This window comes from Roseivirga sp. AWQ4_251 (assembly GCF_056158225.1).
Genome location: NZ_JBSWSW010000001.1, coordinates 170272 through 196313 on the forward strand (window position 1 = coordinate 170272; position 26042 = coordinate 196313).

The window sequence follows — 26042 nt, forward strand, 5'->3', positions numbered from 1 at the left end:
AAAAAATAAGATAGCCTCTTTAGTGTGGTAACGCTTCTGGTTTAAACCGTCATAATTTCTTCTTCCTTAGCTGTTAGAAGATCGTCCATTTTTTTGTTGTAGATATTAGTAAGGTCTTGAACCTTTTCTTCTCCGATTTTCACAATGTCTTCAGATAAGCCATCTTTCTGAAGTTGTTTAAACTCATCGTTGGTTTCCTTTCTGGCGTTTCGGATACTGATTTTGCCATCTTCAATTACCGCTTTCGACTGTTTTACAAGCTCTTTTCTTCTCTCTTCTGTCAATTGAGGAATATTGATGATGATCTGCTGACCGTCATTTTGAGGATTCAAGCCCAAGTCGCTAATCAAGATCGCTTTTTCAATGGCTTGGATCATTGTTTTTTCCCAAGGCTTTACAAAAAGAGTTCGGGCATCGGGGCTGGTAACAGAAGCCACTTGATTCAATGGCGTTGATGTTCCGTAGTAGTCAACCTTGATTACATCTAGCATACTTGGCATGGCTTTACCAGCTCTGATTTTTGCTAGTTCATGTTTTGTGTGGACGATGGCTTTTTCCATCATCTCTTTCGCAGTGTCTAGGTATAATTCGAGTTCTTCCATGATTTCAGATTAGCTTATCAAAGTTCCAACAGAAGTTTCACCTTCCATAAGGCTTAAAAGGTTGCCAGATTTGTTCATGTCAAATACAATGATAGGCACATTGTTTTCTTGACAAAGGGTAAAGGCGGTCATATCCATAATGCTATAACCTTCTTTAATCGCTTGATCGAACGTTAATTTTTCGATTCTAGTTGCGGTTGGGTCTTTTTCAGGGTCAGCGGTATAAACACCGTCAACTCTTGTGCCTTTCAAAACCACATCGGCTTCAATTTCAATTGCTCTAAGGCTGGCTGTAGAGTTTGTAGTGAAATATGGGTTGCCAATTCCGGCTCCAAAAATCACTACTCTATTTTTTTCTAGGTGCCTAACGGCTCTTCTTCTTATAAAAGGTTCGCAAACGGCTTCCATTTTAATGCCCGACATAAGTCTGGTATACATTCCATGGCTTTCAAGGGTGCTTTGAATAGCCATTGCATTAATTACAGTAGCTAACATGCCCATGTAATCGCCTTGAACTCTGTCAATTCCTGAAGCTTCGGCTTGTACGCCTCTATATATATTACCGCCACCAATTACTATGGCTATTTCAACCCCTTGGTCGTGTACCTTTTTGATTTCTTCTGCATATTGATTTAAGCGGTTCGGGTCTATACCATATTGTTGACTGCCCATTAGGGCTTCACCGCTCAGTTTCAGAAGAATCCTTTTGTATTTCATTTATGCTTCAGTTAAAATTTTATCAGAATTTGATTTTTCTCAACGCTTTGTCCAATCTGTACCTCTATACCAGTTATAATTCCGTCTCCAGGAGATTTGATTACGTTTTCCATTTTCATAGCTTCTAGAACCATAAGTTGGTCACCTTTTTTGATTTCTTGACCAATTTGAACGGAGATATCTAAAATGAGGCCAGGCATAGGAGCTTTAACATCGGAAATGGATGTTGAGGCCATATTGCTTATTCCCATGCGTTCCAACAGCTGATCCATCTTATCTTTAACTGTTGTGGAGTAAATTTGATTATTGATTTTTATATCAACCTTTTTTTCCTCCTTGTTAAAGCCGATGACTTCCGCGTTGTAAGATTTATTATCCTTTATAATGTGGAAACGGTTTTTAGATAATTTCGAAATGTTCCATTCAATGACCGAACCGTTTAGAAAAACCTCTTCGTTTTTGAATTCAACTTCCGCTAGCTGGTTTTCTTTAAGGCTTATTTTATACATAGAGCTTATTTAAGAAAAAAGATGTACAGAGTAGATAAAGCCTGACTATCTGTGTGTTCCTTGCTGTTATTGTAAACCCTGCAAATATAGAGAAGTATTTTGATTAGAAGAGACCTTTAGAAAGGACTTGTATTTTGAAAAAAGAAAATTAAGTTTGCGCCACAATTGCCCCAAACGGGTGGCAAATTCTAGGGGTGAAAAAAACTAGACATCTTTTTTTCTGTTTAATTTGAATAATATAAAAAAGCGTCTAATTTTGCATTCCCTTTCGCTGAAAGGATACTTTAAGTCGTTCTTTTAGGGATGGAAAATCAGTTGGGGGGATACCAAAGCGGCCAACTGGGACGGACTGTAAATCCGTTGACTTATGTCTTCGAAGGTTCGAATCCTTCTCCCCCCACAACAATCTAAAGTTGTGAATTCATGCTTCTTTTTCGGTTTTATAATCGAGTTTGAGGCTTTGCATTTTACGGGTTTATGATGCGGGTGTAGCTCAGTTGGTAGAGCGACAGCCTTCCAAGCTGTAGGTCGCGGGTTCGAGCCTCGTCACCCGCTCTGACTTTGAGTTCATAGGTTCGAAGTTCAGAGTTCCAAGTTCAACTTGAAACTTAGAGCTCTGAACTTATAACTATTTAAGCCGATGTAGCTCAGGGGTAGAGCGCTTCCTTGGTAAGGAAGAGGTCACGAGTTCAATTCTCGTCATTGGCTCAAGATTACTGTAGGTTCAGTGATCGGAGTATTGTATAAATTTATTGAATTTAAATATTAACTAATTTCAAATCATGGCTAAAGAAACCTTTGACCGTTCCAAGCCGCACGTTAATATTGGTACTATCGGTCACGTTGACCACGGTAAGACCACTTTAACTGCAGCGATTACTACCGTTCTTGCAAAAGCTGGTTTTGCTGAACTGAGAGACTTCTCTTCTATCGACAACGCTCCTGAAGAGAAAGAAAGAGGTATTACTATCAACACCTCTCACGTTGAGTACCAAACTGCTAACCGTCACTACGCTCACGTTGACTGTCCAGGTCACGCTGACTACGTTAAGAACATGGTTACTGGTGCTGCCCAGATGGACGGTGCAATCCTAGTAGTGGCTGCTACTGACGGTCCTATGCCTCAAACTAGAGAGCACATCCTTTTGGCTCGTCAGGTAGGTGTACCTGCTCTTGTAGTTTTCATGAACAAAGTTGACTTGGTTGATGATGAAGAGCTTCTTGAGCTAGTTGAGATGGAAATTAGAGAGCTTCTTTCTTTCTACGAATTCCCTGGTGATGACATTCCTGTAATCCAAGGTTCTGCTTTGGGTGGATTGAATGGTGATGACAAGTGGGTAGGTAAAATCGAAGAGTTAATGGCTGCTGTGGATGAGTATATTCCACTTCCTGAGCGTTTGACTGACAAAGATTTCTTGATGCCTGTTGAAGACGTATTCTCGATCACTGGTCGTGGTACTGTTGCTACTGGTAGAATCGAAAGAGGTGTTGTTAACACTGGAGATCCTGTAGATATCATCGGTATGGGTGCTGAAGGCTTGAAGTCTACCATTACTGGTGTTGAAATGTTCCGTAAAATCTTGGATAGAGGTGAAGCTGGTGACAACGTTGGTCTACTTTTGAGAGGTATTGAGAAAACTCAAATCAAAAGAGGTATGATCATCTGTAAGCCTGGTTCTGTGAAGCCACACGCTCACTTCAAAGCTGAGGTTTACGTTCTTTCTAAAGAAGAAGGTGGACGTCACACTCCATTCTTCAACAAATACCGTCCTCAGTTCTACTTGAGAACTACTGACGTTACTGGTGAGATCAAGCTTCCTGCTGACATCGAAATGGTAATGCCTGGTGATAACGTGACTATCGAAGTTCAATTGTTGAACGCTGTAGCCCTTGAAAAAGGTTTGAGATTCGCGATCAGAGAAGGTGGTAGAACTGTAGGTGCCGGTCAGGTAACTGAAATTCTAGACTAAGACTTTCAAAAGTTTTAAGAATATATCAAACGCGTTTTCGATTTTTCGGAAACGCGTTTGTTTCATATAGTATTTTTATCTACATTTGCAGCCCGTTTTAGGTTCGCAAGTTGTAAAACACTGACTTTTATTTTAGTGAATTAGTTCTTTGAGTGCTTCTGAACGGAATTAAAAGTTATTATTAAATATACACGGGTGTAGCTCAGTTGGTAGAGCAGTGGTCTCCAAAACCAAAGGTCGTGAGTTCGAATCTTACCACCCGTGCTGAAAGTAAAGTAAAACCGATGAGCAAATTAAAAACTTTTATTGCCGAGTTGTACATCGAAATGAGGCATAAGGTGAGCTGGCCAAAATACTCTGAACTTCAGAGCAGCTCGGTATTGGTATTGGTTGCGTCTTTGATCTTCGCGCTTTTCATAGGGGTGATCGATCTAGGCTTCGACAATATCATGGAATGGTTTTACACAATTAGAAGATAAATCATATAATGGCAGAGCTTAAGTGGTATATGGTTCGGGCCGTTTCTGGTCAGGAAAGAAAAGCTAAGGAGTATTTGGAGAATGAGATCGTTCAGGAGAAATTCCAGGATTTTATTCCCCAAGTTTTAATTCCTTCAGAAAAGGTTTACGAAATGAGAAACGGCAAAAAGCGTTCTCGTGATCGTAACATGTTTCCTGGTTATGTAATGGTTCAGGCAGATATCACCAATGGTGAAGTTCTCCATATGATTAAAAATATCCCTGGTATCATTGGGTTTTTAGGTCAAAAGGGGGGTGATGCTTCCACTACACCGCCAGTTCCATTACGTCAAGGTGAAGTCGATCGTATTTTAGGTAAGGTCGAGGAAATTGATGAATTTGACGAACACACTGATACACCATATATAGTTGGAGAGTCTGTAAAAGTAATGGACGGACCCTTCAGTGGATTTACGGGTACTATTGAGGAGGTATTTGAAGAGAGAAGAAAACTTAACGTTATGGTTAAGATTTTCGGACGAAATACCCCAGTTGAATTAAGTTACATGCAAGTCGAAAAACAAGATTAAGATGGCTAAGGAAATATCTGGTTATCTGAAGTTGCAAGTAAAGGGAGGTCAAGCAAACCCTTCCCCTCCGGTTGGTCCTGCTTTAGGTTCTAAAGGACTTAACATTATGGAGTTTTGCAAGCAATTCAACGGACGTAGTCAAGATAAAATGGGACAGGTTCTTCCTGTATTAATTACCATTTATTCTGACAAGTCTTTTGACTTTGTTATCAAAACCCCACCTGCACCGGTTATGTTAATGGAAGCTTCTAAAGTTAAGAAAGGTTCTTCTGAGCCAAACCGACTTAAAGTTGGTTCGGTTTCTTGGGATCAAGTTAAAGAGATTGCTGAAGTTAAAATGCCGGATCTCAATGCATTCACAGTAGAGTCTGCTATGAAAATGGTAGCTGGTACTGCGAGAAGCATGGGCTTAAAAGTGACCGGAAAAGCACCTTGGGAAAACTAAAGATTTGTTGAAATGGCAAAGTTGACAAAAAAGCAAAAAGAGGCTTTAAGTAAATACGATCCACAAAAGAACTATCCTCTAACTGAGGCTGCATCAATTGTAAAGGAAATTTCCAATGCAAAGTTCGATGCTTCAGTAGATATTGATGTTCGTTTAGGAGTGGATCCACGCAAGGCAGACCAGATGGTTCGTGGCGTAGTTGCATTGCCTCATGGTACAGGAAAAGAAGTAAAAGTATTGGTGTTGTGTTCTCCTGACAAAGAGCAGGAAGCAAAAGATGCTGGTGCTGACTACGTAGGTTTAGATGACTATATAGCTAAAATTGAAGGCGGTTGGACAGATGTTGATGTAATCATCACAATGCCAACTGTTATGGCTAAAGTAGGTCGTTTAGGTCGTGTTCTTGGTCCAAGAGGTTTGATGCCTAACCCGAAATCAGGTACAGTTACTTTGGAAGTTGGGAAAGCTGTTCAAGAAGTAAAAGGTGGTAAAATCGATTTTAAAGTAGATAAATTTGGTATCGTTCATACTAGCATTGGAAAAGCGTCTTTCTCTCCTGAGAAAATCGTTGAAAATGCTGCTGAAGTAATCCAAGTGCTTTCAAAATTGAAGCCTGCTTCTGCAAAGGGGACATACTTTAAGAGTATTAACCTTTCTTCTACCCAAAGTCCAGGTATTAAAATTGATAAAAACTCGATATCCGGATTATAATCATGACTAGAGAAGAAAAAGGCGTATTAATTGAAGAGTTGGTTCAGAAATTTACTGACAATAACAATTTCTACATTACTGATGCTTCCGGAATGTCGGTTGCACAGACCAACTCACTTAGAAGACTATGCTTTGAGAAAGGCATAGAGTACAAAGTGTTTAAGAATAGTTTGATCGCTAAGGCTTTAGAAAAAATGGACACTGATTACACTCCATTTGACGAAAGCGTACTGAAAGGTTTTTCAGGTATTATGTTCTCAGGTGAGGATGCTAATACACCAGCAAAATTGATCAAAGAGTTCAGAAAAAAATCAGGCATTAGTTCTCCATTGTTGAAAGGCGCTTCCATCGACACAGATCTTTTCATTGGAGAAGAGAATTTAGATATGTTAAGCAGTCTTAAGTCTAAGGCTGAACTTATCGGTGAAGTTATCGGATTGTTACAATCACCAGCTAAAAATGTTGTATCTGGTCTTAAAGGAGCGGGCGGCAAATTGGCAGGAATTCTCAAGACTTTGTCTGAGCGTGAAAATTAATTATTAATCAAGATTTAGAATTTATTAACTAAAAATTAAAATGGCAGATTTAAAAGATTTCGCAGAGCAGTTAGTAAACTTGACTGTAAAGGAAGTTAACGAATTAGCTGATATCCTTAAAAACGAATATGGTATTGAGCCTGCAGCTGCTGCTGTAGCTGTAGCTGCTGGTCCTGCTGGTGGTGATGGCGAAGCTGCTGCTGAAGAGAAGTCTTCATTTGACGTAGTATTGACTTCTGCTGGTTCATCTAAACTAGCTGTTGTTAAGCTTGTTAAAGAATTGACAGGTTTAGGATTGAAAGAAGCTAAAGAAATCGTAGATAGCGCTCCTAAAGCTATCAAAGAAGGAGTAGCAAAAGACGAAGCAGAAGCGTTGAAAAAGCAGCTTGAAGAAGCTGGCGCTGAAGTAGAGCTTAAATAATTTGACTGGCCATAGCTAACTATGGCGAAGGAACAGGCCCTGGTCCCACTCCCGATTTTATCGGGATCGGAATCACGGGTCTTTTCCTGTTTGTACACATTAAAGAGGCTAGCCCTCACAAGCCTTTGCACGCTTTAAGTGCAAAATTATTCTTGGTTTAAACTAAAATATTACGGCCTTGGCTAACGCAATTCAAACAGAAAGAATAAGTTTTTCTTCAATTAAGTCAGTTCTTGATTATCCTGATTTTCTTGACATACAAGTGAAGTCTTTCGAAGACTTTTTTCAGCTGGAGACCCCAGCCGATAAAAGGACTCAAGATGGCCTTTTCAAAGTTTTCTCAGAGAACTTCCCAATTTCTGATTCGCGCGAAAACTTTGTTCTAGAGTTCATCGATTACTTGGTGGACCCCCCAAAATACTCTGTTGAAGAGTGTATCGATAGAGGTCTTACCTACTCAGTTCCCCTCAAGGCAAAACTTCGCTTGTCATGTAATGACGAAGACAACGAAGATTTCGAAACTATTGAGCAGGAAGTTTTCTTAGGAAACATTCCTTATATGACTGTTAAAGGTTCGTTCGTTGTGAATGGAGCTGAAAGAGTTGTTGTTTCTCAATTGCACCGTTCTCCTGGTGTGTTCTTTGCGCAAAGCAAGCACACTAACGGTACTACTTTGTATTCTGCAAGAATTATTCCTTTCAAAGGTTCTTGGATTGAATTTGCGACTGACGTTAACAGCGTTATGTACGCCTATATTGACCGTAAAAAGAAGTTCCCTGTAACCACGCTTTTAAGAGCTATCGGTTACGGTACTGATAAAGATATTTTAGACCTGTTCGGACTTTCTGAAGAGGTTAAAGCCAATAAAGCCCAGTTGAAAAAAGCAACGGGTAGAAAATTGGCGGCAAGAGTTCTTAGAACTTGGATTGAAGACTTCGTGGATGAAGATACTGGAGAAGTAGTATCTATCGATAGAAACGAAGTATTGTTAGAGCGTGACTTAGTTTTGAGTGAAGAGGATGTAGAAATGATCCTTGACTTAGGTGTTGATTCAATCATTCTTCACAGAGAAGATATCAACATTGCTGATTACACTATTATATATAACACGCTTTCTAAAGATAACTCTAACTCAGAGAAAGAAGCTGTTGAGCAAATCTACCGTCAGTTGAGAAACACTGAGGCTCCAGATGAACAAACAGCACGTGATATCATTCAAAGCTTGTTCTTCTCAGATAAGCGTTATGATTTAGGTGAAGTTGGTCGTTACAGAATCAACAAAAAACTAGGTCTAGATATCGACTTTGATAAGAGAGTATTAACTACTGAAGATATTATTTGCATTGTTAAGTACTTGATCGGGCTTATCAATTCAAAAGCTGTAGTGGATGATATTGACCACCTTTCTAACAGAAGGGTAAGAACAGTAGGAGAGCAGCTTTACGCTCAGTTCGGTGTTGGTTTGGCTCGTATGGCCAGAACAATCAAAGAAAGAATGAACGTTAGAGATAACGAAGATTTCAAACCAGTTGATTTGATCAATGCTAGAACGCTTTCTTCTGTAATTAATTCATTCTTCGGTACTAACCAACTTTCTCAGTTCATGGATCAAACGAACCCATTGGCTGAGATTACTCACAAAAGAAGAATGTCTGCCTTAGGACCTGGTGGTCTTTCTAGAGAAAGAGCTGGTTTCGAGGTTCGTGACGTTCACTATACTCACTATGGTCGTCTTTGTACCATTGAAACTCCTGAAGGTCCAAACATTGGTTTGATTTCTTCTCTATGTGTTCACGCTAAAGTGAACAGCATGGGATTCATCGAGACTCCATATAGAAAGGTAGTTGAAGGAAAAGTAAACATGTCTGAAGACGTGGTTTACTTGACTGCTGAAGAAGAAGATACTCATAACATCGCTCAGGCAAATGCTCCGTTGCATGATGACGGAAACTTTGAGAATGAAAGAGTTAAAGCAAGATTCGAAGGTGACTTCCCTGTAGTTGAACCTAAAGAGTTGACTTACATGGACGTTGCTCCTAACCAAATTGTATCGGTTGCGGCTTCATTGATTCCTTTCTTGGAGCATGATGATGCGAACCGTGCTTTGATGGGATCGAACATGCAGCGTCAGGCGGTGCCTTTGTTGAAACCGGAAGCTCCAATTGTGGGTACTGGTTTGGAAGGTAGAGCAGCTAGAGACTTTAGAACTTTGATTATTGCTGAAGAGGATGGAGTTGTTGATTATGTAGATGCAACCAAAATCGTTGTGAAATACGAGCAAACTGAAGAAGATGAGCTTGTAAACTTTGACAACGAATACAAAACATATAAACTGATTAAGTTCAGAAGAACCAACCAAGATACTTCTATCAACCTTACTCCAATTGTTCTTAAAGGACAAAAAGTGACTAAAGGCCAGGTATTGTGTCAAGGTTATTCTACTGAAAATGGAGAATTGGCTCTTGGTAAAAACTTGAGAGTGGCTTACATGCCATGGCAAGGTTACAACTTTGAGGATGCGATTGTAATTTCAGAGAGAGTGGTAAGAGATGACGTGTTCACTTCTATCCACATCGATGAGTACGAACTTGAAGTTAGAGATACTAAGAGAGGTGAAGAAGAATTGACTTCTGAGATTCCGAACGTAAGTGAAGAAGCTGTGAAAAACCTTGATGAGAATGGTATCATCAGAGTTGGAGCAGAAATCAAAGAAGGCGATATCTTGATCGGTAAAATTACTCCTAAAGGTGAAACTGATCCAACTCCAGAAGAGAAGCTTCTAAGAGCAATCTTCGGTGATAAAGCTGGTGATGTGAAAGATGCTTCATTGAAAGCTTCTCCATCATTAAGCGGAGTTGTTATCGATACTAAATTGTTCTCAAGACCTAAGAAGGATAAAGATTTGAGAGCAAAATCTAAGAAGGAAGTTGAGATTTTGAAAGCTCAGTATAGCAAAGACCTTACTGTGGTAAGAAATGCTATGATCGACAAAATGTTCACACTTCTTCAAGGAAAAACTTCTCAAGGTGTTAAGCATAAGTTTGGTGATGAAGTGATCTCTAAAGGAGTAAAGTTCAACAAGACCAACATTACCGAGAACTTGTTCCCAGAGAAAAACATCTATAGAGATGAAAGTAACTATAACGTTCAGGAAGAGGTTAACTTGATCTCAGATCTTAACCTTGACAACTGGACTACTGACGAGAAAACTAACCAGTTGATCGTTAGAATGGTTAAAAACTATAATCTGAAAAGAAACGAGATTGCTGGTGAATTCAAGAGAAAACGCTTCACTATTGAAGTGGGTGATGAATTACCAACAGGTATCGTTCAATTGGCCAAAGTGTACATCGCTAAAAAACGTAAGCTTAAAGTAGGTGATAAGATGGCCGGTCGTCACGGAAATAAAGGTGTGGTTGCGAGAATCGTAAGGGAAGAAGACATGCCGTTCTTGGAAAATGGAACTCCAATGGATATTGTATTGAATCCACTAGGTGTACCTTCAAGGATGAACATCGGGCAGATTTACGAAACTGTATTGGCTTGGGCTGGTCTTGAGCTTGGCAACAAATACGCTACTCCTATTTTCGATGGTGCTACCATGGAAGAAGTTCAAGCGGAATTAGCCAAAGCTGATTTGCCAGATGCTGGTAGAGCGTACCTATACGATGGTTTGAGCGGTGTTAGATTTGACCAACCTGTTACTGTAGGTATTGCCTACATGCTGAAACTAGGTCACTTGGTTGATGATAAAATGCACGCGCGTTCAATCGGACCATACTCGTTGATTACGCAACAACCATTGGGTGGTAAAGCTCAATTTGGTGGTCAGCGTTTTGGTGAGATGGAGGTTTGGGCACTTGAGGCCTTCGGTGCATCGCACGTACTTCAGGAAATCCTGACAGTGAAGTCCGATGACGTTATCGGTAGAGCGAAAGCCTATGAGGCAATCGTTAAGGGCGAGAATATTCCTAAGCCAAATATTCCTGAATCATTCAACGTATTGGTTCACGAACTTAGAGGTTTGGCACTGGAAATTACACTTGACTAATTCTTAAACAGGCTACGGCCAATTAATCAGAATTCAAAAAAGCTATGGCATTTAAAAAGAATAGAAAACTTAACACTGACTTCGACAAAGTCACTATTAGCTTAGCTTCTCCGGAATCTATCCTTGAGAGTTCTCATGGTGAGGTTACCCAACCGGAAACGATAAACTATAGAACCTACAAGCCTGAAATGGGTGGTTTATTCTGTGAAAGAATCTTCGGACCTGTTAAGGATTGGGAATGTCATTGTGGTAAGTATAAAAGAATCAGATATAAAGGTATTATCTGCGACAGATGTGGTGTTGAAGTAACCGAGAAAAAGGTTAGAAGAGAGCGCATGGGTCACATTGAATTGGTAGTGCCTGTAGCTCACATCTGGTACTTCAAATCATTGCCTAACAAAATCGGTTACCTTTTAGGTCTTCCAACTAAAAAGCTCGATCAGATTATCTATTACGAGCGTTACGTGGTAATCCAGCCAGGTATTAAGGAAGAAGAAGGAATCGCTTACATGGATTTCTTAACTGAAGATGAGTATCTAGATATTCTAGATAAACTTCCTCGTGAGAATCAAATGTTAGATGATGACGATCCACAGAAATTCATCGCTAAAATGGGTGCTGAAGCCCTTGAAATGTTGTTGGCTAGAATTGAGCTAGACGACCTTTCTTATGCTTTAAGACACCAAGCGGCTACAGATACTTCTCAACAAAGAAAAGCGGAAGCTTTGAAAAGATTGAAAGTAGTAGAAGCTTTCCGTGATGCAAGAACCAGAATTGAGAACCGTCCTGAGTGGATGATTATCAAGATGGTGCCAGTTATTCCACCGGAATTGAGACCATTGGTTCCTTTGGATGGTGGACGTTTTGCAACATCAGATTTGAATGATCTTTACAGAAGGGTTATCATCAGAAATAACCGTTTGAAGAGATTGATAGATATTAAAGCTCCTGAAGTAATTCTTCGTAACGAGAAGAGGATGCTTCAAGAGGCAGTAGACTCACTTTTCGATAACTCAAGAAAAGTAAATGCTGTTCGTTCAGACGGTAACCGTGCTCTTAAATCTTTGAGTGATATGCTTAAAGGTAAGCAAGGTCGTTTCCGTCAGAACTTGTTAGGTAAAAGGGTTGACTATTCAGGTCGTTCTGTAATTGTAGTAGGTCCTGAATTGAAACTACACGAATGTGGTTTGCCTAAAAACATGGCGGCAGAGCTTTTCAAACCATTCATCATCAGAAAGCTGATTGAAAGAGGTATTGTTAAGACTGTGAAGTCTGCCAAGAAAATTGTAGACCGCAAAGATCCTGTGGTTTGGGATATTCTTGAAAACGTATTGAAAGGACACCCAGTATTGCTTAACCGTGCTCCTACGCTTCACAGATTAGGTATTCAGGCATTCCAGCCTAAACTAATCGAAGGTAAAGCGATTCAGTTGCACCCATTAGTATGTACTGCATTCAACGCTGACTTTGACGGTGACCAGATGGCCGTTCACGTGCCTCTTGGGCATGAGGCTGTTTTGGAAGCTTCAATGTTGATGCTTTCTTCTCACAACATTCTTAACCCTGCAAACGGAGCTCCTATTACCGTACCTTCTCAAGACATGGTATTGGGACTTTACTACGTAACCAAGGGTAGAAGATCTACTGAAGATTTCAAAGTAGATGGCGAAGGAATGCGTTTCTACAGCGCTGAAGAAGTTATCATCGCTGTTAACGAAGGTAAACTTTCTAAGCACGCTTACATTTTCGTGAAAACTACGGTGCGTGAAGGTGAAGAATTAGTAGAGAAAGTTATCGAAACTGTAGCAGGTAGAGTATTGTTCAACCAAACTGTTCCTGAAGAAGTAGGTTTCGTAGACGAGCTTCTTACTAAAAAGAAACTTCAGAAAATTATCGCTAGAGTATTTGCTATCTCTGGTGTGGCCAGAACGGCTCAGTTCCTTGATGATATCAAAGAACTAGGTTTCCAAATGGCATATAAAGGTGGTTTGTCAATGGGATTGAATGATATCCACATTCCAGATCACAAAGAAGACCTTGTAGCAGGAGCTAAAGAAGAAGTAGATGCTGTATGGCAAAACTACTTGATGGGTCTTATTACCGATAATGAGCGTTACAATCAGGTTATCGATATTTGGACAAGGGTTAACACTCGTTTGACCAATGATTTGATGAACCAGATGGAAGAAGATAACCAAGGTTTCAACTCTATCTTTATGATGATGCACTCTGGAGCTAGGGGTTCTAGAGAGCAGATTCGTCAGCTAGGTGGAATGAGAGGTCTGATGGCTAAGCCACAGAAAAACTTGGCTGGTTCTGTAGGCGCTATTATTGAAAACCCAATTCTTTCGAACTTTAAAGAAGGTCTTGACGTACTTGAGTACTTTATTTCTACTCACGGTGCTCGTAAAGGTTTGGCAGATACTGCCTTGAAAACTGCCGATGCGGGTTACTTAACTAGACGTCTTGTGGATGTTGCCCAAGATGCTGTAGTAAACGAAGAAGATTGCGGTACGCTTAGAGGTCTTACTGTATCTGCATTGAAAGACAATGAGGATATTGTAGAAGCACTTTCAGAAAGAATTCTAGGTAGAGTTTCTGTTCACGATATCTACGATCCAATTTCTGACGAATTGATCATTCAAGCGGGTGAAGAATTTACAGAAGAGATTTCAGCTAGAATCGAAGAAACTTCAATCGAAGAAGTAGAAATCAGATCGGTACTTACTTGCGAAACCAAGCGCGGAATTTGTGCGAAGTGTTATGGTAGAAACCTTACTACTGCTCGCATGGTACAAAAAGGAGAAGCAGTTGGTGTAATCGCAGCTCAGTCTATCGGTGAACCAGGTACGCAGCTTACTCTTAGAACCTTCCACGTGGGTGGTACTGCATCTAACATTGCGGTAGATGCAACAGTTAAAGCGAAGTTTGACGGTGTTATTCAGTTCGAAGAATTGAGATCATTGCCAACTACCGATAACGATGGAAACAAAATTGAAGTGGTAATGGGTAGAACAGGTGAAATCCTGATCGTTGATCCAAAAACTAACAAAGTTTTAATTTCTAACCACGTTCCTTACGGAGCAATCCTTGAAGTTAAGGAAGGCGACAAAGTTGAAAAAGGACAGCAAATCTGTAAGTGGGATCCATATAACGCGGTAATTCTTTCCGAGTTTGACGGTACTATTGAATTTGATGCTATTGAAGAAGGTATTACTTATAAAGAAGAGTTCGATGAGCAAACCGGACACAGAGAAAAAGTAATTACCGATACTAAAGATAAAACCAAGAACCCAGCAGTAGTTGTAAATGCGAAGAACGATTCTAAAGCTTACAACATTCCTGTGGGAGCTCACCTTGCTGTTGAAGTAGGTGATAAAGTTAAGGTTGGTCAACCATTGGCTAAGATTCCAAGAACAATGGGTAAATCGAGAGATATTACCGGGGGTCTTCCAAGGGTAACTGAATTATTCGAGGCGAGAAACCCATCTAACCCAGCAGTAGTTTCTGAAATTGATGGTGTTGTAACCTACGGAGGTATCAAGAGAGGTAACCGAGAAATCTTCATCGAGTCTAAAGACGGTGTGAAGAAGAAATACATGGTGCCATTGTCTAAGCACATTCTTGTTCAAGACAATGACTTTGTAAGAGCAGGTTACTCACTTTCTGATGGAGCAATTACTCCAAACGATATCTTGAACATTCAAGGTCCAACTGCAGTACAAGAATACTTGGTGAATGAAATTCAGGAAGTTTACCGACTACAAGGTGTGAAAATCAACGATAAGCACATCGAAGTAATCGTTAAGCAAATGATGCAAAAAGTAGAAATCATCGATGCTGGTGATACTAGCTTCCTTCCTGGTCAGGTTGTAGATAAGTTTGTTTTCAGAGAAGAAAACGATGCTATGCTTGATATGAAGGTAGTTACCGAAGCTGGTGATTCTAATAACTTGAAGCCAGGTCAAATCGTAACTCCTCGTCAGTTGAGAGATGAAAACTCTAGCTTGAGAAGAAAAGATTTGAAATTGGTTGAAGTTAGAGACGCACAACCTGCGGTTTCTCAACCAAAACTTCAAGGTATTACTCAAGCATCTTTGGGTACTGAAAGCTTTATTTCTGCGGCTTCATTCCAGGAAACAACTAAAGTATTGAGCGAAGCTTCTATCAGAGGTAAAGCCGATGTGTTGAACGGATTGAAAGAGAACGTAATTGTAGGTCACTTGATTCCAGCAGGTACAGGTATCAGAGATTATGATAACCTTATTGTAGGAAATAGAGAAGCTTACGAAAGAATGCAAGCTGCTAAAGAAGCTTACAGTTCAGAATCAGAAGAAGTAGAGTATTAATCTTATGGCTGACGATCAAAATCAAAAGAATCAGAACCAAATCAATATTGAACTTTCAGAAGAAACTGCTGAAGGTCAATATGTGAACTTGGCCATGATAGCTCATTCGAACAGTGAGTTTGTGATTGATTTTATCAAAATGATGCCAGGAGTGCCTAAGGCTAAAGTGAAGTCGAGAATTATTATAACGCCAGAACATGCTAAAAGGCTACTGATGGCACTAAAGGATAATATCGATAAGTTCGAAAGTCACTTTGGCCCGATAAAACCTTCAGAGGAAGCTCCAAAATTCCCCATGAATTTTGGAGGCACTATTGGAGAGGCATAATACTTATCAAAAATAAATGTGAAACCCCGATCAATCTTGGTCGGGGTTTTTGTTTGGTTTACTTTTTGTGGAAAGTTATTCTTTTATAGAATTGCTTTGACTACTATTTTTCGAGCCATCTTCCATTTTTATAAATCCAACTTCGGGATATTTTTGATAGGATACGTAGCCACTTTTTATTTTCAGAATACTGATCCTGCTGGTGTTTTCCCAATCCATTTTTTCTTCCTTAAGGTCATCCAATGTAGTGTCGTTTATGGATTCTTTTTCTTTCTGAATAAGCGTAAACTTATTTTCTATTTAAATATTGGTTTGCCAATTCACTCATTCCTTATCCAGGCACTTTCTTTCGATATGATAATAAGTCTTCTACTCGTTGGTTTAATCAATATGCTTTAATATGATTCTGGAAGTAGACAGCATATATTTTGAGTCGGGAGAGAAGCAGATTTTATCAGGTTGCTCATTCTCTTTAACAGAGAATGAGACTGTCGGCTTGTTTGGGAGAAATGGCTGCGGAAAATCCACTTTGATGGAAGGTGTTTTTGGAATTAAGAAACAGAAATATGGGCATGTGAAGTTGGATGGAGTACCTTTTAAAAGCAGATCTAGCTTTTTGAAGCTTGTTAAATACTTACCTCAGACTGGCTTCCTGCCAAAAAATTTAAAGGTATCAAGTGTCTTTAACCTTTTGGAAATTGAGCCTAAGGCACAAGAAGAAATTCTCCATCTTATTCAACCATCGGAGAAAGATAGGCGAGTGAGTGATTTGTCTCACGGTCAGATTCGTGTCTTAGAGATTTTTTTACTGCTTAATTCAAAAGCAAGGTTCTTGTTAATGGATGAACCTTTTTCTGGGCTATCTCCAATTATGATAGAAAAGGTGGTTGAGCTTCTTTCTAATACAAATTTTAAAAAAGGGATTTTGATTACAGACCATAATTATGAGTTTATTTTGGCCTGTAGCGATAGATATTTGATGATGTTGAATGGTGCTGTTAAGCCCTTTCAGGATAAAGAAGAATTAGCTTTATACGGTTATTTAAGGCCTTAAAATACCCTTGTTTTGCTTAGCTTTGCGAGGCTGAAATGTGATGCTATCCCTATTAAAATGAGCGAGTTGGGCATAGGATTTTATTTAAATTAATGTGTTTGTTCTAAAAAGTTCTTTTACTACCTTTGCAGTCCTAAATTTGTACATAGGGAAATAAAATCTAAAAAACTGTAAATGCCTACTATACAACAACTAGTAAGAAAGGGTAGAAAGAAATTGACTTCTAAGTCAAAATCTCCTGCACTGGACAGCTGCCCGCAAAGAAGAGGGGTTTGTACAAGGGTTTACACTACCACGCCTAAAAAGCCAAACTCAGCTATGAGAAAAGTAGCAAGGGTTAGGTTGACTAACGGTAAGGAAGTGAACGCGTACATCCCAGGTGAAGGACACAATCTACAAGAACACTCAATTGTGTTGATCAGAGGAGGAAGAGTAAAAGATCTTCCGGGTGTGAGATATCACATCATCCGTGGTGCGCTGGATACTGCCGGTGTAAATGGTCGTCTGCAAAGAAGATCAAAATATGGTGCTAAGCGACCAAAAGCTAAAAAATAACAGAATATTATAAGTAATGAGAAAAGCTAAACCAAAGAAGAGATATATTCTTCCCGATCCGAAGTTCCATGATACTTTGGTAACAAAGTTTGTGAACTACCTAATGGTCGATGGAAAGAAGAGTATTGCCTACAACATCTTCTACGATGCGATTGAAATCGTTGAGAAGAAGACTGGTGAGAATGGTCTTGAGACTTGGAAGAAAGCATTGAGTAATATCATGCCGTCAGTCGAAGTGAAGAGCCGTAGAGTAGGAGGTGCAACATTCCAGGTACCTACAGAAGTTAGGCCTTCAAGAAAAACTTCACTGGGTATCAAGTGGATGATTTCCTTTGCCAGAAAAAGAGGTGAGAAAACAATGGTAGACCGTTTGGCTGCAGAGATTGTTGCTGCATCTAAAGGTGAGGGAGCTGCTGTGAAGAAGAAGGATGATACCCATAGAATGGCTGATGCAAACAAAGCATTTTCACACTTTAGATTTTAATCCCTAAACTACAATGGCAAGAGACTTAAGATTAACAAGGAATATTGGTATCGCTGCCCACATCGATGCAGGTAAGACTACGACTACTGAGCGTATTCTTTACTATACTGGTGTTTCTCACAAAATTGGTGAGGTACACGATGGAGCAGCTACCATGGACTGGATGGAGCAGGAACAAGAAAGAGGTATTACTATTACTTCTGCTGCTACCACAGTATTCTGGAATTATAAAGATGAGCAATACCACATCAACATTATCGATACTCCTGGTCACGTTGACTTTACTGTAGAAGTAAACAGATCATTGCGTGTATTGGATGGTTTGGTATTCCTTTTCTCTGCGGTAGATGGTGTTGAACCGCAATCAGAAACCAACTGGAGACTTGCAGATAACTATAAAGTTGCTCGTCTTGGTTTCGTTAACAAAATGGACCGTGCTGGTGCTGACTTCTTGAACGTGTGTAAGCAAGTGAAAGAAATGTTAGGTACTAAAGCCGTTCCTTTGCAGTTGCCTATCGGAGCTGAAGATACCTTCAAAGGAGTGGTTGACCTTGTTGAAAACAAAGCAATTGTTTGGAACGAGGAAGATCAAGGAATGACCTACGAAGAGATCGAGATTCCTGCTGACATGGTTGATGAAGTAAATGAGTACAGAGAGTATTTGCTTGAAGCAATTGCTGAGTACGATGATACTTTGATGGAGAAATTCTTCGAAGATCCAGATTCAATCACTAAAGAGGAAATCCTTACAGCTTTGAGAAAAGCAACCATCAATTTGGACTTTGTTCCAATGCTTTGTGGTTCTGCTTTCAAAAACAAAGGTGTTCAGTCTATGCTGAACTATGTAATGGAGCTATTGCCTTCTCCGCTTGATAGAGACAATATCGTTGGAACTAATCCTGATACTGAAACTTCTATCTCGAGAAAACCATCTCCTGAAGATCCTTTTGCTGCACTTGCATTTAAAATTGCTACTGACCCATTTGTAGGTCGTTTGTGTTTCGTGAGATCATACTCGGGTATGCTTGATTCTGGTTCTTATGTGTTCAACACAAGAACTAACAAGAAAGAGCGTATCTCAAGAATCTTCCAAATGCACGCGAACAAGCAAAATGCGATTGAAAAGCTTCATGCTGGAGATATCGCTGCTGTGGTTGGTTTTAAAGATATCAAAACTGGAGATACCCTTTGTGACGAGAAACATAAGATTGTTCTTGAATCAATGGTATTCCCTGAACCTGTAATTGGTTATGCTATTGAGCCTAAAACTCAAGCAGACGTTGATAAGTTGGGTATGGCTATCGCTAAATTGGTAGAAGAAGATCCTACTTTGACGGTAAATACCGATGAAGAAACTGGACAGACTATTCTTAGAGGTATGGGTGAGCTTCACCTAGACATCATCATGGATCGTTTGAAAAGAGAATTTAAAGTTGAAGTTAACCAAGGTGCTCCTCAGGTAGCGTACAAAGAAGCGCTTACTAAGTCTATTGAGCACAAAGAGGTTTACAAGAAGCAGTCAGGTGGTAAAGGTAAATTTGCCGATATCTCATTCGAAATTGGTCCTAAAGACGAAGATTTTGAAGGAGAGGGTCTTCAATTTGTGAACCAAATCGTTGGTGGTGTGATTCCAAAAGAATTCATTCCAGCTATCGAAAAAGGTTTTGCTTCAGCAATGAATAACGGTCCTTTGGCAGGTTATCCTGTTGAAGACATGAAAGTAAGATTATTCCACGGTTCGTTCCACGATGTGGACTTTGACTCTCTTTCTTTCGAGTTGGCTGCTCGTATTGGATTCAAAACTGCTGGTAAGCAAGCAGGTCCAAAATTGATGGAGCCTATTATGTCAGTAGATGTAGTTACTCCTGATGAGTATACTGGATCAATTACTGGTGACTTGAACAGAAGAAGAGGTATTATGAAAGGTATGGACACTAAAGGTACTGCAACAGTAGTAAAAGCAAGTGTTCCACTTTCTGAGCTCTTTGGTTATGTTACTGATTTGAGAACAATGTCATCTGGTCGTGCAACGGCTTCTTTGACCTTCTCTCACTACGACTACGTACCTCAGAACATAGCTGATACCGTAATTAAAAAAGCTAAAGGGGAATAATCTGTAAATTGTAGAATAATGACACAGAAGATAAGAATTAAATTGAAGTCATACGATCACAATTTGGTGGATAAGTCATCAGAAAAGATCGTTAGAGCTGTGAAGACTACTGGAGCTATCGTTAGCGGTCCTATTCCGTTACCAACAGTGAAAGAGAAATTTACAGTATTGAAATCTCCACACGTAAACAAAAAAGCACGTGAGCAATTCCAGCTTTGCACTTACAAGAGATTGGTAGATATCTACTCTAGCAGTGCAAAAACTGTTGATGCGCTTATGAAGCTTGAGCTTCCAAGTGGAGTTGACGTAGAAATCAAGGTTTGATTTATTCAAACTGAAGAATATTCTTTAAAAGGCTTGAGATATCTCAAGCCTTTTTTCATTTTAAGCAGTCTCAGAAAGCCTGTAGGTTTTATCTATTGATTCTGAGGTTGTTGTGGGTGAAGTCCTTTGCTTAGGTCTAGATAAGCTTTTTAAGGAGGGATTCAGTAGTGGAAATATTCTTTACAAGAACTCTTAGAACTATTTGATCGCTATTTTTTTCTGCCCATATTTGATCCTATTCCTATCTCACTGATCCTCAGAAAATACTTACTGATTTTTTGAGACTCCCCCTTGTTCTGAATAATTAATTCTCTATCTTTGCAGTCCGTTTCACGGGAGCCCTGTGTTTGTTGGGTTCTAAATGAATTAAAAAGATGTCTGGAATAATCGGAAAAAAAATCGGAATGACTAGCATTTACAGTGCCGATGGACGTAATGTCGCATGCACGGTGATAGAGGCTGGTCCTTGCGTAGTAACGCAAGTAAAAAATGAGGAAACAGACGGATATACAGCAGTACAACTTGCATTCGGAGAGCGTAAGGAGAAAAATACTCCTAAAGCTTTGAAAGGTCACTTCGCTAAAGCGAATACCACTCCGAAAAAAGAGGTTGTTGAGTTCCGAAATTTCCGCGAGGAGTTTGAAGGCCAAGTGGCTTTAGGTAATGAAATCAAAGTGGGCGATGTGTTCAAAGAAGGTGATTTCGTTGATGCCGTAGGTACTTCAAAAGGAAAAGGTTTCCAAGGTGTTGTAAAAAGACACGGATTTGGTGGTGTAGGCCAGCAAACTCACGGTCAGCACAACAGATTGAGAGCTCCTGGTTCTATCGGTGGTGCTTCTTATCCTGCTAGAGTGTTCAAAGGTACTCGTATGGCGGGTAGAACAGGTGGTGATAGGGTTACCGTTATTAACCTTCGTGTGATGAAAGTTGTAGCAGAGAAGAATCTTATCGTAGTAAGTGGTTCTATTCCTGGTGCAAAAAATTCAACCGTAATTTTAGAGAAATAAGAAGATGGAGATAGCAGTACTAAAAAATAGTGGTGAAGACACTGGAAGGAAAGTAGAGCTTTCAGCTGACATCTTCGGTATTGAGCCTAACGATCACGCTATCTATTTAGATGTGAAACAATATCTTGCTAATCAAAGACAGGGTACTCACAAATCTAAGCAGAGAGCAGAGATTGCTGGTTCTACCAAAAAAATAAAGAAGCAAAAGGGAACTGGTACCGCAAGAGCTGGTAGCATTAAGTCTCCTGTTTTCAGAGGTGGGGGTAGAGTATTCGGTCCTGAGCCAAGAGATTACAGCTTCAAGCTTAACAAGAAGCTTAAAGTATTGGCTCGTAAGTCAGCTTTAGCTTACAAAGTGAAAGAAAACAACCTTTTAATTCTTGAGGATCTATCTTTTGATGCTCCTAAAACTAAAGAGTACAAAAAGGTATTGGAAAGTCTTTCTCTTTCTGGAAAGAAAACCCTTTTGGTGTTAGGTAGTGATGATAAGAACGTGTTCTTGTCAGGTAGAAACTTGCACAACACTAAAATTACAACAGCTGATGCTTTGAATACTTACGATGTATTGAATGCCGAAAGCTTGCTTTTGAGTGAGAGCTCTGTTGAAAAAATTGAAAACTTACTGAGGTAACATAGTGATGAGCATTCTAAAGAAACCATTAGTTACAGAGAAAGTATCAGCCTTGAACGAAAAAGGCAAGTACGGATTTATTGTAGACAACAAAGCCAACAAAGTAGAAATCAAGAAGGCTGTTGAGCAAATGTATGGTGTTACGGTTGAAGACGTGAACACAATGAGATACAGTGGTAAAACCAAATCGCGTTACACTAAGTCGCGCGTGGTTCAGGGAAGTACCAGCTCTTTCAAGAAGGCAATTGTAACGGTTGCTGAAGGAGATATTATTGATTTTTATAGCGGCATTTAAATAAAGAAAAATGGGCGTTAAGAAGTTTAGACCAATGACCCCGGGAACCAGATTCAGAATGGCTCCTGATTTTGCTGACGTTACTGTTAAGAAAAGTACTCCAGAAAAATCATTGACCGTTCCTTCAAAAAGATCCGGAGGTCGTAATAATACGGGTAAGATGACCATGCGCTACTTAGGTGGTGGTCACAAACAAAAAATCAGAATCGTTGACTTCAAAAGAGAGAAGTTCGACATCCCTGCTACTGTAAAATCAGTTGAATACGATCCAACACGTTCAGCAAGAATTGCCTTGTTGTATTACGCTGATGGAGAAAAGAGATATATCATTGCTCCAAAAGGTTTGGAAGTTGGCCAGCAAGTAATCTCAGGCGAAGGTGTAGCTCCTGAAGTAGGAAATGCACTTCCATTGTCTAAGATTCCTATGGGTACTATCATCCACAACATCGAGTTGAAGCCTGGTAAAGGAGCTGCAATGGCGAGAAGTGCTGGATCATATGCTCAAATCGTAGCACGTGAAGGTAAGTATGCTACTTTGAAATTGCCTTCAGGCGAAATGAGAAACGTACTTTCAGCTTGTATCGCTACTATCGGTTCTGTTGGTAACGCTGAGCACATGAACGTAGTGCTAGGTAAAGCTGGTAGAAACAGATGGTTAGGTAGAAGACCAAGAGTAAGAGGTGTAGTAATGAACCCAGTTGATCACCCAATGGGTGGTGGTGAAGGTAGAGCTACCGGAGGTCACCCAAGATCGAGGAATGGTATTAAGGCTAAAGGTCAAAAAACCAGAACTCCTAAGAAGTATTCGAATCGTTTGATCATTGGTAAAAAGAAGAAATAAGACATGGCACGTTCGCTAAAAAAAGGACCTTATATCGACTTCCGATTAGCTAATAAAGTAGTAGCTATGGAGGAATCTGGCAAAAAGTCTGTAATTAAGACTTGGTCCAGAAGATCAATGATTGCCCCAGATTTTATTGGGCACACCTTCGCTGTTCACAACGGAAATAAGTTTATCCCTGTGTTTGTAACTGAAAACATGGTAGGTCATAAACTTGGTGAATTCGCACCAACAAGAAATTTCCGTGGTCACATTGCTAAAAAAGATAAAGGTAAGAGATAATGGAAGCAGTAGCTAAACTTAATAACGTACCTACGTCTCCTCGTAAAATGAGAATGGTAGCTGACCTAATCAGAGGCCAGCGTGTAGATAACGCACTTAACCTTCTAAAGTTTGAACCTAAAGAAGGTGCAGCACGTCTTGAAAAACTTTTGAGATCTGCTATTTCAAACTGGATTGCTAAAAACGAAGATGAGAGATTAGAAGATGCAGATCTTTATATCAAAGAAATCAGAGTTGATGGCGGCAGAATCCTTAAGAGGCTGAGACCAGCTCCTCAAGGAAGAGCACACAGAATAAGAAAAAGATCCAATCACGTAACCATCATTGTTGATTCTAAGAATCAGCAAGCGAGCGTTACCGCTGATGAGGAAGTAGTTACTAACGAAACTGATAATTAATACAGATGGGACAAAAAGTAAATCCTGTAGGTCTCAGATTGGGTATCGTAAGAGGTTGGGATTCCAACTGGTACGGTGGCAAAGACTTTTCTAATAAACTGGTTGAAGATCAGGAGATCAGAAAGTATGTTAATGCCCGTATTCCAAAAGGTGGTATTTCCAAAATCATTATTGAAAGAACCCTCAAAAGAATCACTATTACAGTTCACACTGCCCGTCCAGGCGTTGTAATCGGTAAGGGTGGTCAAGAAGTGGATCGAATCAAAGAAGAGCTGAAAAAGCTTACTGGTAAAGATGTTCAGATCAATATTTTCGAAATAAAAAGACCTGAACTTGATGCCAAACTAGTAGGTGAATCAATAGCTCAGCAATTGGCAGCCAGAATTTCTTACAGAAGAGCAATGAAGCAAGCAATCGCTTCAGCTATGAGAGTAGGAGCTCAAGGTATCAAAGTAAAATGTTCTGGACGTTTGGGTGGAGCCGAGATGGCTAGAACTGAAATGTACAAGGAGGGTAGAATTCCTTTGCACACCCTAAGAGCGGATATTGATTACGCTATTTCTGAGGCAGACACTGTTTATGGAAAAATCGGTATCAAGGTATGGATTTTCAAAGGTGAAGTATTCGGTAAAAGAGACCTTTCTCCTAACATAGGAGGTGGTCAGTCAGAAAGAGGAGGTAACAACTCTGGAGGACGTAACCGAAGACAAGGTGGCAACAGAGGTGGCGCACCAGCCGGAAGAAGACGTTAATCACATCACTCGTAAAAGTTTAGAACGATGTTACAACCAAAGAGAACCAAGTTTAGAAAAATGCAAAAAGGCCGTGTGAAGGGACTTGCGGGTCGTGGTCACAGTTTGGCTTTTGGAACATTTGGTATAAAAGCATTAGAGCCGGGTTGGATTACAGCCCGTCAGATTGAGGCTGCTCGTATCGCGATGACCAGAGCTATGAAAAGGGAAGGTCAGGTTTGGATCAGAATTTTTCCGGACAAACCAATTACAAGTAAGCCTGCAGAGGTAAGGATGGGTAAAGGTAAGGGAGCTCCTTCATATTGGGTAGCTACCATCAAGCCAGGAACAATCCTTTTTGAATCCGCTGGAGTTAGCCAAGAATTGGCAAAAGAATCGTTGAGATTGGCTGCTCAAAAGCTTCCAATTTCTACAAAGTTTGTTGTACGTAGAGATTACGTTGGATAGTTATGAAAAATTCAGAGATCAAAGGACTTTCTGTTGAGGAATTAGCAGAAAAGATCAAAGCCGAGCAGGACAACCTTGGTAAACTGAAATTCGCTCAGGCGATTTCTCCAATCGAGAATCCGATGAAAATCAGAGAGGCAAGAAAAACACTCGCAAGATTGAAAACTGAGTTGAGAGCCAAAGAACTCGCAAATTAAGATACGCATGGAGACCAGAAATCTTAGAAAAGAAAGAATCGGGATCGTTACCAGCAATAAAATGGAAAAAACCATCACTGTTGCTGTTCAACGAAAAGAGAAGCACCCGATCTATGGTAAGTTTGTTAAGAAAACTACCAAATTTTCTGCTCATGACGAAAATAATGATTGCGGTATCGGTGATACTGTAAAAATCATGGAGACTCGTCCGCTGAGTAAGAATAAGCGTTGGAGATTAGTTGAAATTATTGAAAGAGCTAAGTAATCATGATCAGGCAAGAATCAAGATTGAATGTTGCAGATAACAGTGGCGCGAAAGAGGTTCTTTGTATCCGTGTATTGGGCGGTACAAAGAAGAAATTTGCTACTGTTGGTGATAAAATTGTGGTCTCCGTTAAATCTGCCCACTCTTCAAGCAATTTGAAAAAAGGTACTGTTTCAAAAGCAGTAATTGTAAGAACCAAGAAAGCTGTTAGAAGAAAAGATGGTTCTTATATCAGATTTGAAGATAACGCTGCAGTATTGTTGAACAACAATGACGAGCCAAGAGGTACTCGTATGTTTGGTCCTGTGGCTAGAGAGTTGCGTGAAAAGCAATTCATGAAAATTGTTTCATTGGCCCCAGAAGTATTGTAAGCAATGGAAAGAAAGAGTAACAAGCAACAGAAGTTGCACATAAGAAAAGGTGATACCGTAAAGGTACTTTCTGGAAACTCTAAGGGTAAAGAAGGTAAAGTACTAGAGGTGTTTGCTGCTAAGCAAAGAGCAATCGTTGAAGGTGTGAACATCGTTTCTAAACACATCAAACCTTCAGCTTCTAATCCTAACGGTGGCATTGAGAAAACCGAGGCTTCAATTCATATTTCTAACCTAATGGTAAAGGATCCTGCTTCAGGAGAATTTGCTAGAACAGGAAGAAAATTGAACAGCGAGGGTAAGTTAGAAAGGTATTTTAAGACTAAGTCAAACTAATTG

The 26042-nt window shown here is 39.9% G+C and carries 31 protein-coding genes and 4 tRNA genes; 31 read left to right on the top strand and 4 right to left on the bottom strand.

Annotated elements, in window-relative coordinates:
• Positions 1 to 41: 41 nt before the first annotated feature.
• Genes frr through ACXACJ_RS00795 form a run of 3 tightly spaced genes read right to left on the bottom strand, consistent with a single transcriptional unit; the run spans position 42 to position 1828 of the window.
• Positions 42 to 602 (bottom strand): ribosome recycling factor, encoded by a 561-nt coding sequence (gene frr, locus ACXACJ_RS00785; RefSeq protein ID WP_475132356.1) that lies wholly within the window; start codon positions 600 to 602, stop codon positions 42 to 44.
• Between the two features lie 9 nt (positions 603 to 611).
• On the bottom strand, positions 612 to 1319 hold the full coding sequence (pyrH, locus tag ACXACJ_RS00790; RefSeq protein WP_475132357.1) for a UMP kinase: 708 nt from the start codon (positions 1317 to 1319) through the stop codon (positions 612 to 614).
• An 11-nt stretch (positions 1320 to 1330) separates the two neighbouring features.
• Complete coding sequence (locus ACXACJ_RS00795) at positions 1331 to 1828, bottom strand: acyl-CoA carboxylase biotin carboxyl carrier protein subunit (RefSeq protein WP_475132358.1); 498 nt, start codon at positions 1826 to 1828, stop codon at positions 1331 to 1333.
• A gap of 317 nt (positions 1829 to 2145) precedes the next feature.
• On the opposite strand from ACXACJ_RS00795, the gene ACXACJ_RS00800 reads away from it, so the two are divergent.
• The 14 genes from ACXACJ_RS00800 to ACXACJ_RS00865 all read left to right on the top strand — a co-directional run bounded on the left by ACXACJ_RS00800 (position 2146) and on the right by ACXACJ_RS00865 (position 15687).
• Positions 2146 to 2228, top strand: a tRNA-Tyr gene (locus ACXACJ_RS00800).
• An 82-nt stretch (positions 2229 to 2310) separates the two neighbouring features.
• Positions 2311 to 2383 (top strand) — tRNA-Gly (locus ACXACJ_RS00805).
• 81 nt (positions 2384 to 2464) lie between these two features.
• A tRNA-Thr gene (locus ACXACJ_RS00810) sits at positions 2465 to 2536 on the top strand.
• A gap of 74 nt (positions 2537 to 2610) precedes the next feature.
• Positions 2611 to 3798: an elongation factor Tu gene (tuf, locus tag ACXACJ_RS00815; protein WP_475132359.1), complete on the top strand. Its 1188-nt coding sequence runs from the start codon at positions 2611 to 2613 to the stop codon at positions 3796 to 3798.
• A 191-nt stretch (positions 3799 to 3989) separates the two neighbouring features.
• Positions 3990 to 4062 (top strand) — tRNA-Trp (locus ACXACJ_RS00820).
• Positions 4038 to 4277, top strand: coding sequence for a preprotein translocase subunit SecE (secE, locus tag ACXACJ_RS00825; protein ID WP_475132360.1), 240 nt, complete (start codon positions 4038 to 4040; stop codon positions 4275 to 4277). Before ACXACJ_RS00820 ends, secE begins: the two co-directional genes overlap by 25 nt.
• 8 nt (positions 4278 to 4285) lie before the next feature.
• Positions 4286 to 4846 (top strand): transcription termination/antitermination protein NusG, encoded by a 561-nt coding sequence (nusG, locus tag ACXACJ_RS00830; protein WP_475132361.1) that lies wholly within the window; start codon positions 4286 to 4288, stop codon positions 4844 to 4846.
• Position 4847: 1 nt separating this feature from the next.
• Positions 4848 to 5291 (top strand): 50S ribosomal protein L11, encoded by a 444-nt coding sequence (rplK, locus tag ACXACJ_RS00835; protein ID WP_475132362.1) that lies wholly within the window; start codon positions 4848 to 4850, stop codon positions 5289 to 5291.
• 12 nt (positions 5292 to 5303) lie between these two features.
• Complete coding sequence (gene rplA / locus ACXACJ_RS00840) at positions 5304 to 6002, top strand: 50S ribosomal protein L1 (protein ID WP_475132363.1); 699 nt, start codon at positions 5304 to 5306, stop codon at positions 6000 to 6002.
• 2 nt (positions 6003 to 6004) lie between these two features.
• Positions 6005 to 6538 (top strand): 50S ribosomal protein L10, encoded by a 534-nt coding sequence (rplJ, locus tag ACXACJ_RS00845; RefSeq protein ID WP_475132364.1) that lies wholly within the window; start codon positions 6005 to 6007, stop codon positions 6536 to 6538.
• A gap of 40 nt (positions 6539 to 6578) precedes the next feature.
• On the top strand, positions 6579 to 6959 hold the full coding sequence (gene rplL / locus ACXACJ_RS00850; RefSeq protein WP_475132365.1) for a 50S ribosomal protein L7/L12: 381 nt from the start codon (positions 6579 to 6581) through the stop codon (positions 6957 to 6959).
• A 178-nt stretch (positions 6960 to 7137) separates the two neighbouring features.
• Complete coding sequence (rpoB, locus tag ACXACJ_RS00855; RefSeq protein WP_475132366.1) at positions 7138 to 11010, top strand: DNA-directed RNA polymerase subunit beta; 3873 nt, start codon at positions 7138 to 7140, stop codon at positions 11008 to 11010.
• A 44-nt stretch (positions 11011 to 11054) separates the two neighbouring features.
• Positions 11055 to 15359, top strand: a complete 4305-nt coding sequence (gene rpoC / locus ACXACJ_RS00860) for a DNA-directed RNA polymerase subunit beta' (RefSeq protein WP_475132367.1) — start codon at positions 11055 to 11057, stop codon at positions 15357 to 15359.
• Between the two features lie 4 nt (positions 15360 to 15363).
• Positions 15364 to 15687 carry a DUF3467 domain-containing protein gene (locus ACXACJ_RS00865; RefSeq protein WP_475132368.1) on the top strand — a complete coding sequence of 108 codons (324 nt, stop codon included), beginning with the start codon at positions 15364 to 15366 and terminating at the stop codon, positions 15685 to 15687.
• A gap of 75 nt (positions 15688 to 15762) precedes the next feature.
• Here the strand turns inward: ACXACJ_RS00865 and ACXACJ_RS00870 are convergent, their stop codons facing one another.
• Positions 15763 to 15930, bottom strand: coding sequence for a hypothetical protein (locus tag ACXACJ_RS00870; RefSeq protein ID WP_475132369.1), 168 nt, complete (start codon positions 15928 to 15930; stop codon positions 15763 to 15765).
• 157 nt (positions 15931 to 16087) lie between these two features.
• Here ACXACJ_RS00870 and ACXACJ_RS00875 point away from each other — a divergent pair, with 157 nt between their 5' ends.
• The 17 genes from ACXACJ_RS00875 to rplX all read left to right on the top strand — a co-directional run bounded on the left by ACXACJ_RS00875 (position 16088) and on the right by rplX (position 26039).
• Positions 16088 to 16741 carry an ATP-binding cassette domain-containing protein gene (locus ACXACJ_RS00875; RefSeq protein WP_475132370.1) on the top strand — a complete coding sequence of 218 codons (654 nt, stop codon included), beginning with the start codon at positions 16088 to 16090 and terminating at the stop codon, positions 16739 to 16741.
• 174 nt (positions 16742 to 16915) lie between these two features.
• Positions 16916 to 17296 (top strand): 30S ribosomal protein S12, encoded by a 381-nt coding sequence (gene rpsL, locus ACXACJ_RS00880; protein ID WP_475132371.1) that lies wholly within the window; start codon positions 16916 to 16918, stop codon positions 17294 to 17296.
• Between the two features lie 16 nt (positions 17297 to 17312).
• Complete coding sequence (gene rpsG, locus ACXACJ_RS00885) at positions 17313 to 17780, top strand: 30S ribosomal protein S7 (protein ID WP_475132372.1); 468 nt, start codon at positions 17313 to 17315, stop codon at positions 17778 to 17780.
• A gap of 13 nt (positions 17781 to 17793) precedes the next feature.
• A complete protein-coding gene (gene fusA, locus ACXACJ_RS00890; protein WP_475132373.1) occupies positions 17794 to 19893 on the top strand; it encodes an elongation factor G in 2100 nt (699 codons plus the stop codon).
• Between the two features lie 18 nt (positions 19894 to 19911).
• Entirely contained in the window at positions 19912 to 20217 is a 306-nt protein-coding gene (gene rpsJ / locus ACXACJ_RS00895; protein ID WP_053222934.1) for a 30S ribosomal protein S10, read from the top strand.
• Between the two features lie 374 nt (positions 20218 to 20591).
• The gene (gene rplC, locus ACXACJ_RS00900; protein WP_475132374.1) at positions 20592 to 21224 is read left to right on the top strand and encodes a 50S ribosomal protein L3; all 633 of its coding nucleotides are present in this window, start codon (positions 20592 to 20594) and stop codon (positions 21222 to 21224) included.
• A gap of 4 nt (positions 21225 to 21228) precedes the next feature.
• Complete coding sequence (gene rplD, locus ACXACJ_RS00905) at positions 21229 to 21855, top strand: 50S ribosomal protein L4 (protein WP_475132375.1); 627 nt, start codon at positions 21229 to 21231, stop codon at positions 21853 to 21855.
• Between the two features lie 7 nt (positions 21856 to 21862).
• Positions 21863 to 22150 (top strand): 50S ribosomal protein L23, encoded by a 288-nt coding sequence (gene rplW / locus ACXACJ_RS00910; RefSeq protein ID WP_475132376.1) that lies wholly within the window; start codon positions 21863 to 21865, stop codon positions 22148 to 22150.
• A 10-nt stretch (positions 22151 to 22160) separates the two neighbouring features.
• Positions 22161 to 22991, top strand: coding sequence for a 50S ribosomal protein L2 (rplB, locus tag ACXACJ_RS00915; RefSeq protein WP_475132377.1), 831 nt, complete (start codon positions 22161 to 22163; stop codon positions 22989 to 22991).
• Between the two features lie 3 nt (positions 22992 to 22994).
• Positions 22995 to 23273: a 30S ribosomal protein S19 gene (gene rpsS, locus ACXACJ_RS00920; RefSeq protein WP_475132378.1), complete on the top strand. Its 279-nt coding sequence runs from the start codon at positions 22995 to 22997 to the stop codon at positions 23271 to 23273.
• Positions 23273 to 23671, top strand: coding sequence for a 50S ribosomal protein L22 (gene rplV, locus ACXACJ_RS00925; protein WP_475132379.1), 399 nt, complete (start codon positions 23273 to 23275; stop codon positions 23669 to 23671). Before rpsS ends, rplV begins: the two co-directional genes overlap by 1 nt.
• Before the next feature lie 5 nt (positions 23672 to 23676).
• Entirely contained in the window at positions 23677 to 24423 is a 747-nt protein-coding gene (gene rpsC, locus ACXACJ_RS00930) for a 30S ribosomal protein S3 (RefSeq protein ID WP_475132380.1), read from the top strand.
• A 27-nt stretch (positions 24424 to 24450) separates the two neighbouring features.
• The gene (gene rplP, locus ACXACJ_RS00935) at positions 24451 to 24870 is read left to right on the top strand and encodes a 50S ribosomal protein L16 (RefSeq protein ID WP_475132381.1); all 420 of its coding nucleotides are present in this window, start codon (positions 24451 to 24453) and stop codon (positions 24868 to 24870) included.
• Between the two features lie 2 nt (positions 24871 to 24872).
• Positions 24873 to 25067, top strand: coding sequence for a 50S ribosomal protein L29 (rpmC, locus tag ACXACJ_RS00940; protein WP_475132382.1), 195 nt, complete (start codon positions 24873 to 24875; stop codon positions 25065 to 25067).
• Between the two features lie 7 nt (positions 25068 to 25074).
• On the top strand, positions 25075 to 25332 hold the full coding sequence (rpsQ, locus tag ACXACJ_RS00945; protein ID WP_475132383.1) for a 30S ribosomal protein S17: 258 nt from the start codon (positions 25075 to 25077) through the stop codon (positions 25330 to 25332).
• A 2-nt stretch (positions 25333 to 25334) separates the two neighbouring features.
• Positions 25335 to 25703 (top strand): 50S ribosomal protein L14, encoded by a 369-nt coding sequence (rplN, locus tag ACXACJ_RS00950; protein ID WP_475132384.1) that lies wholly within the window; start codon positions 25335 to 25337, stop codon positions 25701 to 25703.
• A gap of 3 nt (positions 25704 to 25706) precedes the next feature.
• Complete coding sequence (gene rplX, locus ACXACJ_RS00955) at positions 25707 to 26039, top strand: 50S ribosomal protein L24 (protein WP_475132385.1); 333 nt, start codon at positions 25707 to 25709, stop codon at positions 26037 to 26039.
• Positions 26040 to 26042: the final 3 nt, after the last annotated feature.

Excerpts from the sequence above, each read along its gene's own strand:
- rplB (WP_475132377.1), top strand. The coding sequence starts at position 22,161 with ATGGGCGTTAAGAAGTTTAGACCAATGACCCCGGGAACCAGATTCAGA.
- ACXACJ_RS00795 (WP_475132358.1), bottom strand. The coding sequence starts at position 1,828 with ATGTATAAAATAAGCCTTAAAGAAAACCAGCTAGCGGAAGTTGAATTC.
- nusG (WP_475132361.1), top strand. The coding sequence starts at position 4,286 with ATGGCAGAGCTTAAGTGGTATATGGTTCGGGCCGTTTCTGGTCAGGAA.
- rpmC (WP_475132382.1), top strand. The coding sequence starts at position 24,873 with ATGAAAAATTCAGAGATCAAAGGACTTTCTGTTGAGGAATTAGCAGAA.
- rpsS (WP_475132378.1), top strand. The coding sequence starts at position 22,995 with ATGGCACGTTCGCTAAAAAAAGGACCTTATATCGACTTCCGATTAGCT.
- rpsC (WP_475132380.1), top strand. The coding sequence starts at position 23,677 with ATGGGACAAAAAGTAAATCCTGTAGGTCTCAGATTGGGTATCGTAAGA.
- rplC (WP_475132374.1), top strand. The coding sequence starts at position 20,592 with ATGTCTGGAATAATCGGAAAAAAAATCGGAATGACTAGCATTTACAGT.
- rplP (WP_475132381.1), top strand. The coding sequence starts at position 24,451 with ATGTTACAACCAAAGAGAACCAAGTTTAGAAAAATGCAAAAAGGCCGT.
- ACXACJ_RS00865 (WP_475132368.1), top strand. The coding sequence starts at position 15,364 with ATGGCTGACGATCAAAATCAAAAGAATCAGAACCAAATCAATATTGAA.
- rplN (WP_475132384.1), top strand. The coding sequence starts at position 25,335 with ATGATCAGGCAAGAATCAAGATTGAATGTTGCAGATAACAGTGGCGCG.
- rplJ (WP_475132364.1), top strand. The coding sequence starts at position 6,005 with ATGACTAGAGAAGAAAAAGGCGTATTAATTGAAGAGTTGGTTCAGAAA.
- fusA (WP_475132373.1), top strand. The coding sequence starts at position 17,794 with ATGGCAAGAGACTTAAGATTAACAAGGAATATTGGTATCGCTGCCCAC.
- rplD (WP_475132375.1), top strand. The coding sequence starts at position 21,229 with ATGGAGATAGCAGTACTAAAAAATAGTGGTGAAGACACTGGAAGGAAA.
- rpsL (WP_475132371.1), top strand. The coding sequence starts at position 16,916 with ATGCCTACTATACAACAACTAGTAAGAAAGGGTAGAAAGAAATTGACT.
- rplW (WP_475132376.1), top strand. The coding sequence starts at position 21,863 with ATGAGCATTCTAAAGAAACCATTAGTTACAGAGAAAGTATCAGCCTTG.
- rpoC (WP_475132367.1), top strand. The coding sequence starts at position 11,055 with ATGGCATTTAAAAAGAATAGAAAACTTAACACTGACTTCGACAAAGTC.
- rplL (WP_475132365.1), top strand. The coding sequence starts at position 6,579 with ATGGCAGATTTAAAAGATTTCGCAGAGCAGTTAGTAAACTTGACTGTA.
- rplK (WP_475132362.1), top strand. The coding sequence starts at position 4,848 with ATGGCTAAGGAAATATCTGGTTATCTGAAGTTGCAAGTAAAGGGAGGT.
- ACXACJ_RS00875 (WP_475132370.1), top strand. The coding sequence starts at position 16,088 with ATGATTCTGGAAGTAGACAGCATATATTTTGAGTCGGGAGAGAAGCAG.
- rpsG (WP_475132372.1), top strand. The coding sequence starts at position 17,313 with ATGAGAAAAGCTAAACCAAAGAAGAGATATATTCTTCCCGATCCGAAG.
- tuf (WP_475132359.1), top strand. The coding sequence starts at position 2,611 with ATGGCTAAAGAAACCTTTGACCGTTCCAAGCCGCACGTTAATATTGGT.
- rpsJ (WP_053222934.1), top strand. The coding sequence starts at position 19,912 with ATGACACAGAAGATAAGAATTAAATTGAAGTCATACGATCACAATTTG.
- pyrH (WP_475132357.1), bottom strand. The coding sequence starts at position 1,319 with ATGAAATACAAAAGGATTCTTCTGAAACTGAGCGGTGAAGCCCTAATG.
- rplX (WP_475132385.1), top strand. The coding sequence starts at position 25,707 with ATGGAAAGAAAGAGTAACAAGCAACAGAAGTTGCACATAAGAAAAGGT.
- rplV (WP_475132379.1), top strand. The coding sequence starts at position 23,273 with ATGGAAGCAGTAGCTAAACTTAATAACGTACCTACGTCTCCTCGTAAA.
- rplA (WP_475132363.1), top strand. The coding sequence starts at position 5,304 with ATGGCAAAGTTGACAAAAAAGCAAAAAGAGGCTTTAAGTAAATACGAT.
- rpsQ (WP_475132383.1), top strand. The coding sequence starts at position 25,075 with ATGGAGACCAGAAATCTTAGAAAAGAAAGAATCGGGATCGTTACCAGC.
- frr (WP_475132356.1), bottom strand. The coding sequence starts at position 602 with ATGGAAGAACTCGAATTATACCTAGACACTGCGAAAGAGATGATGGAA.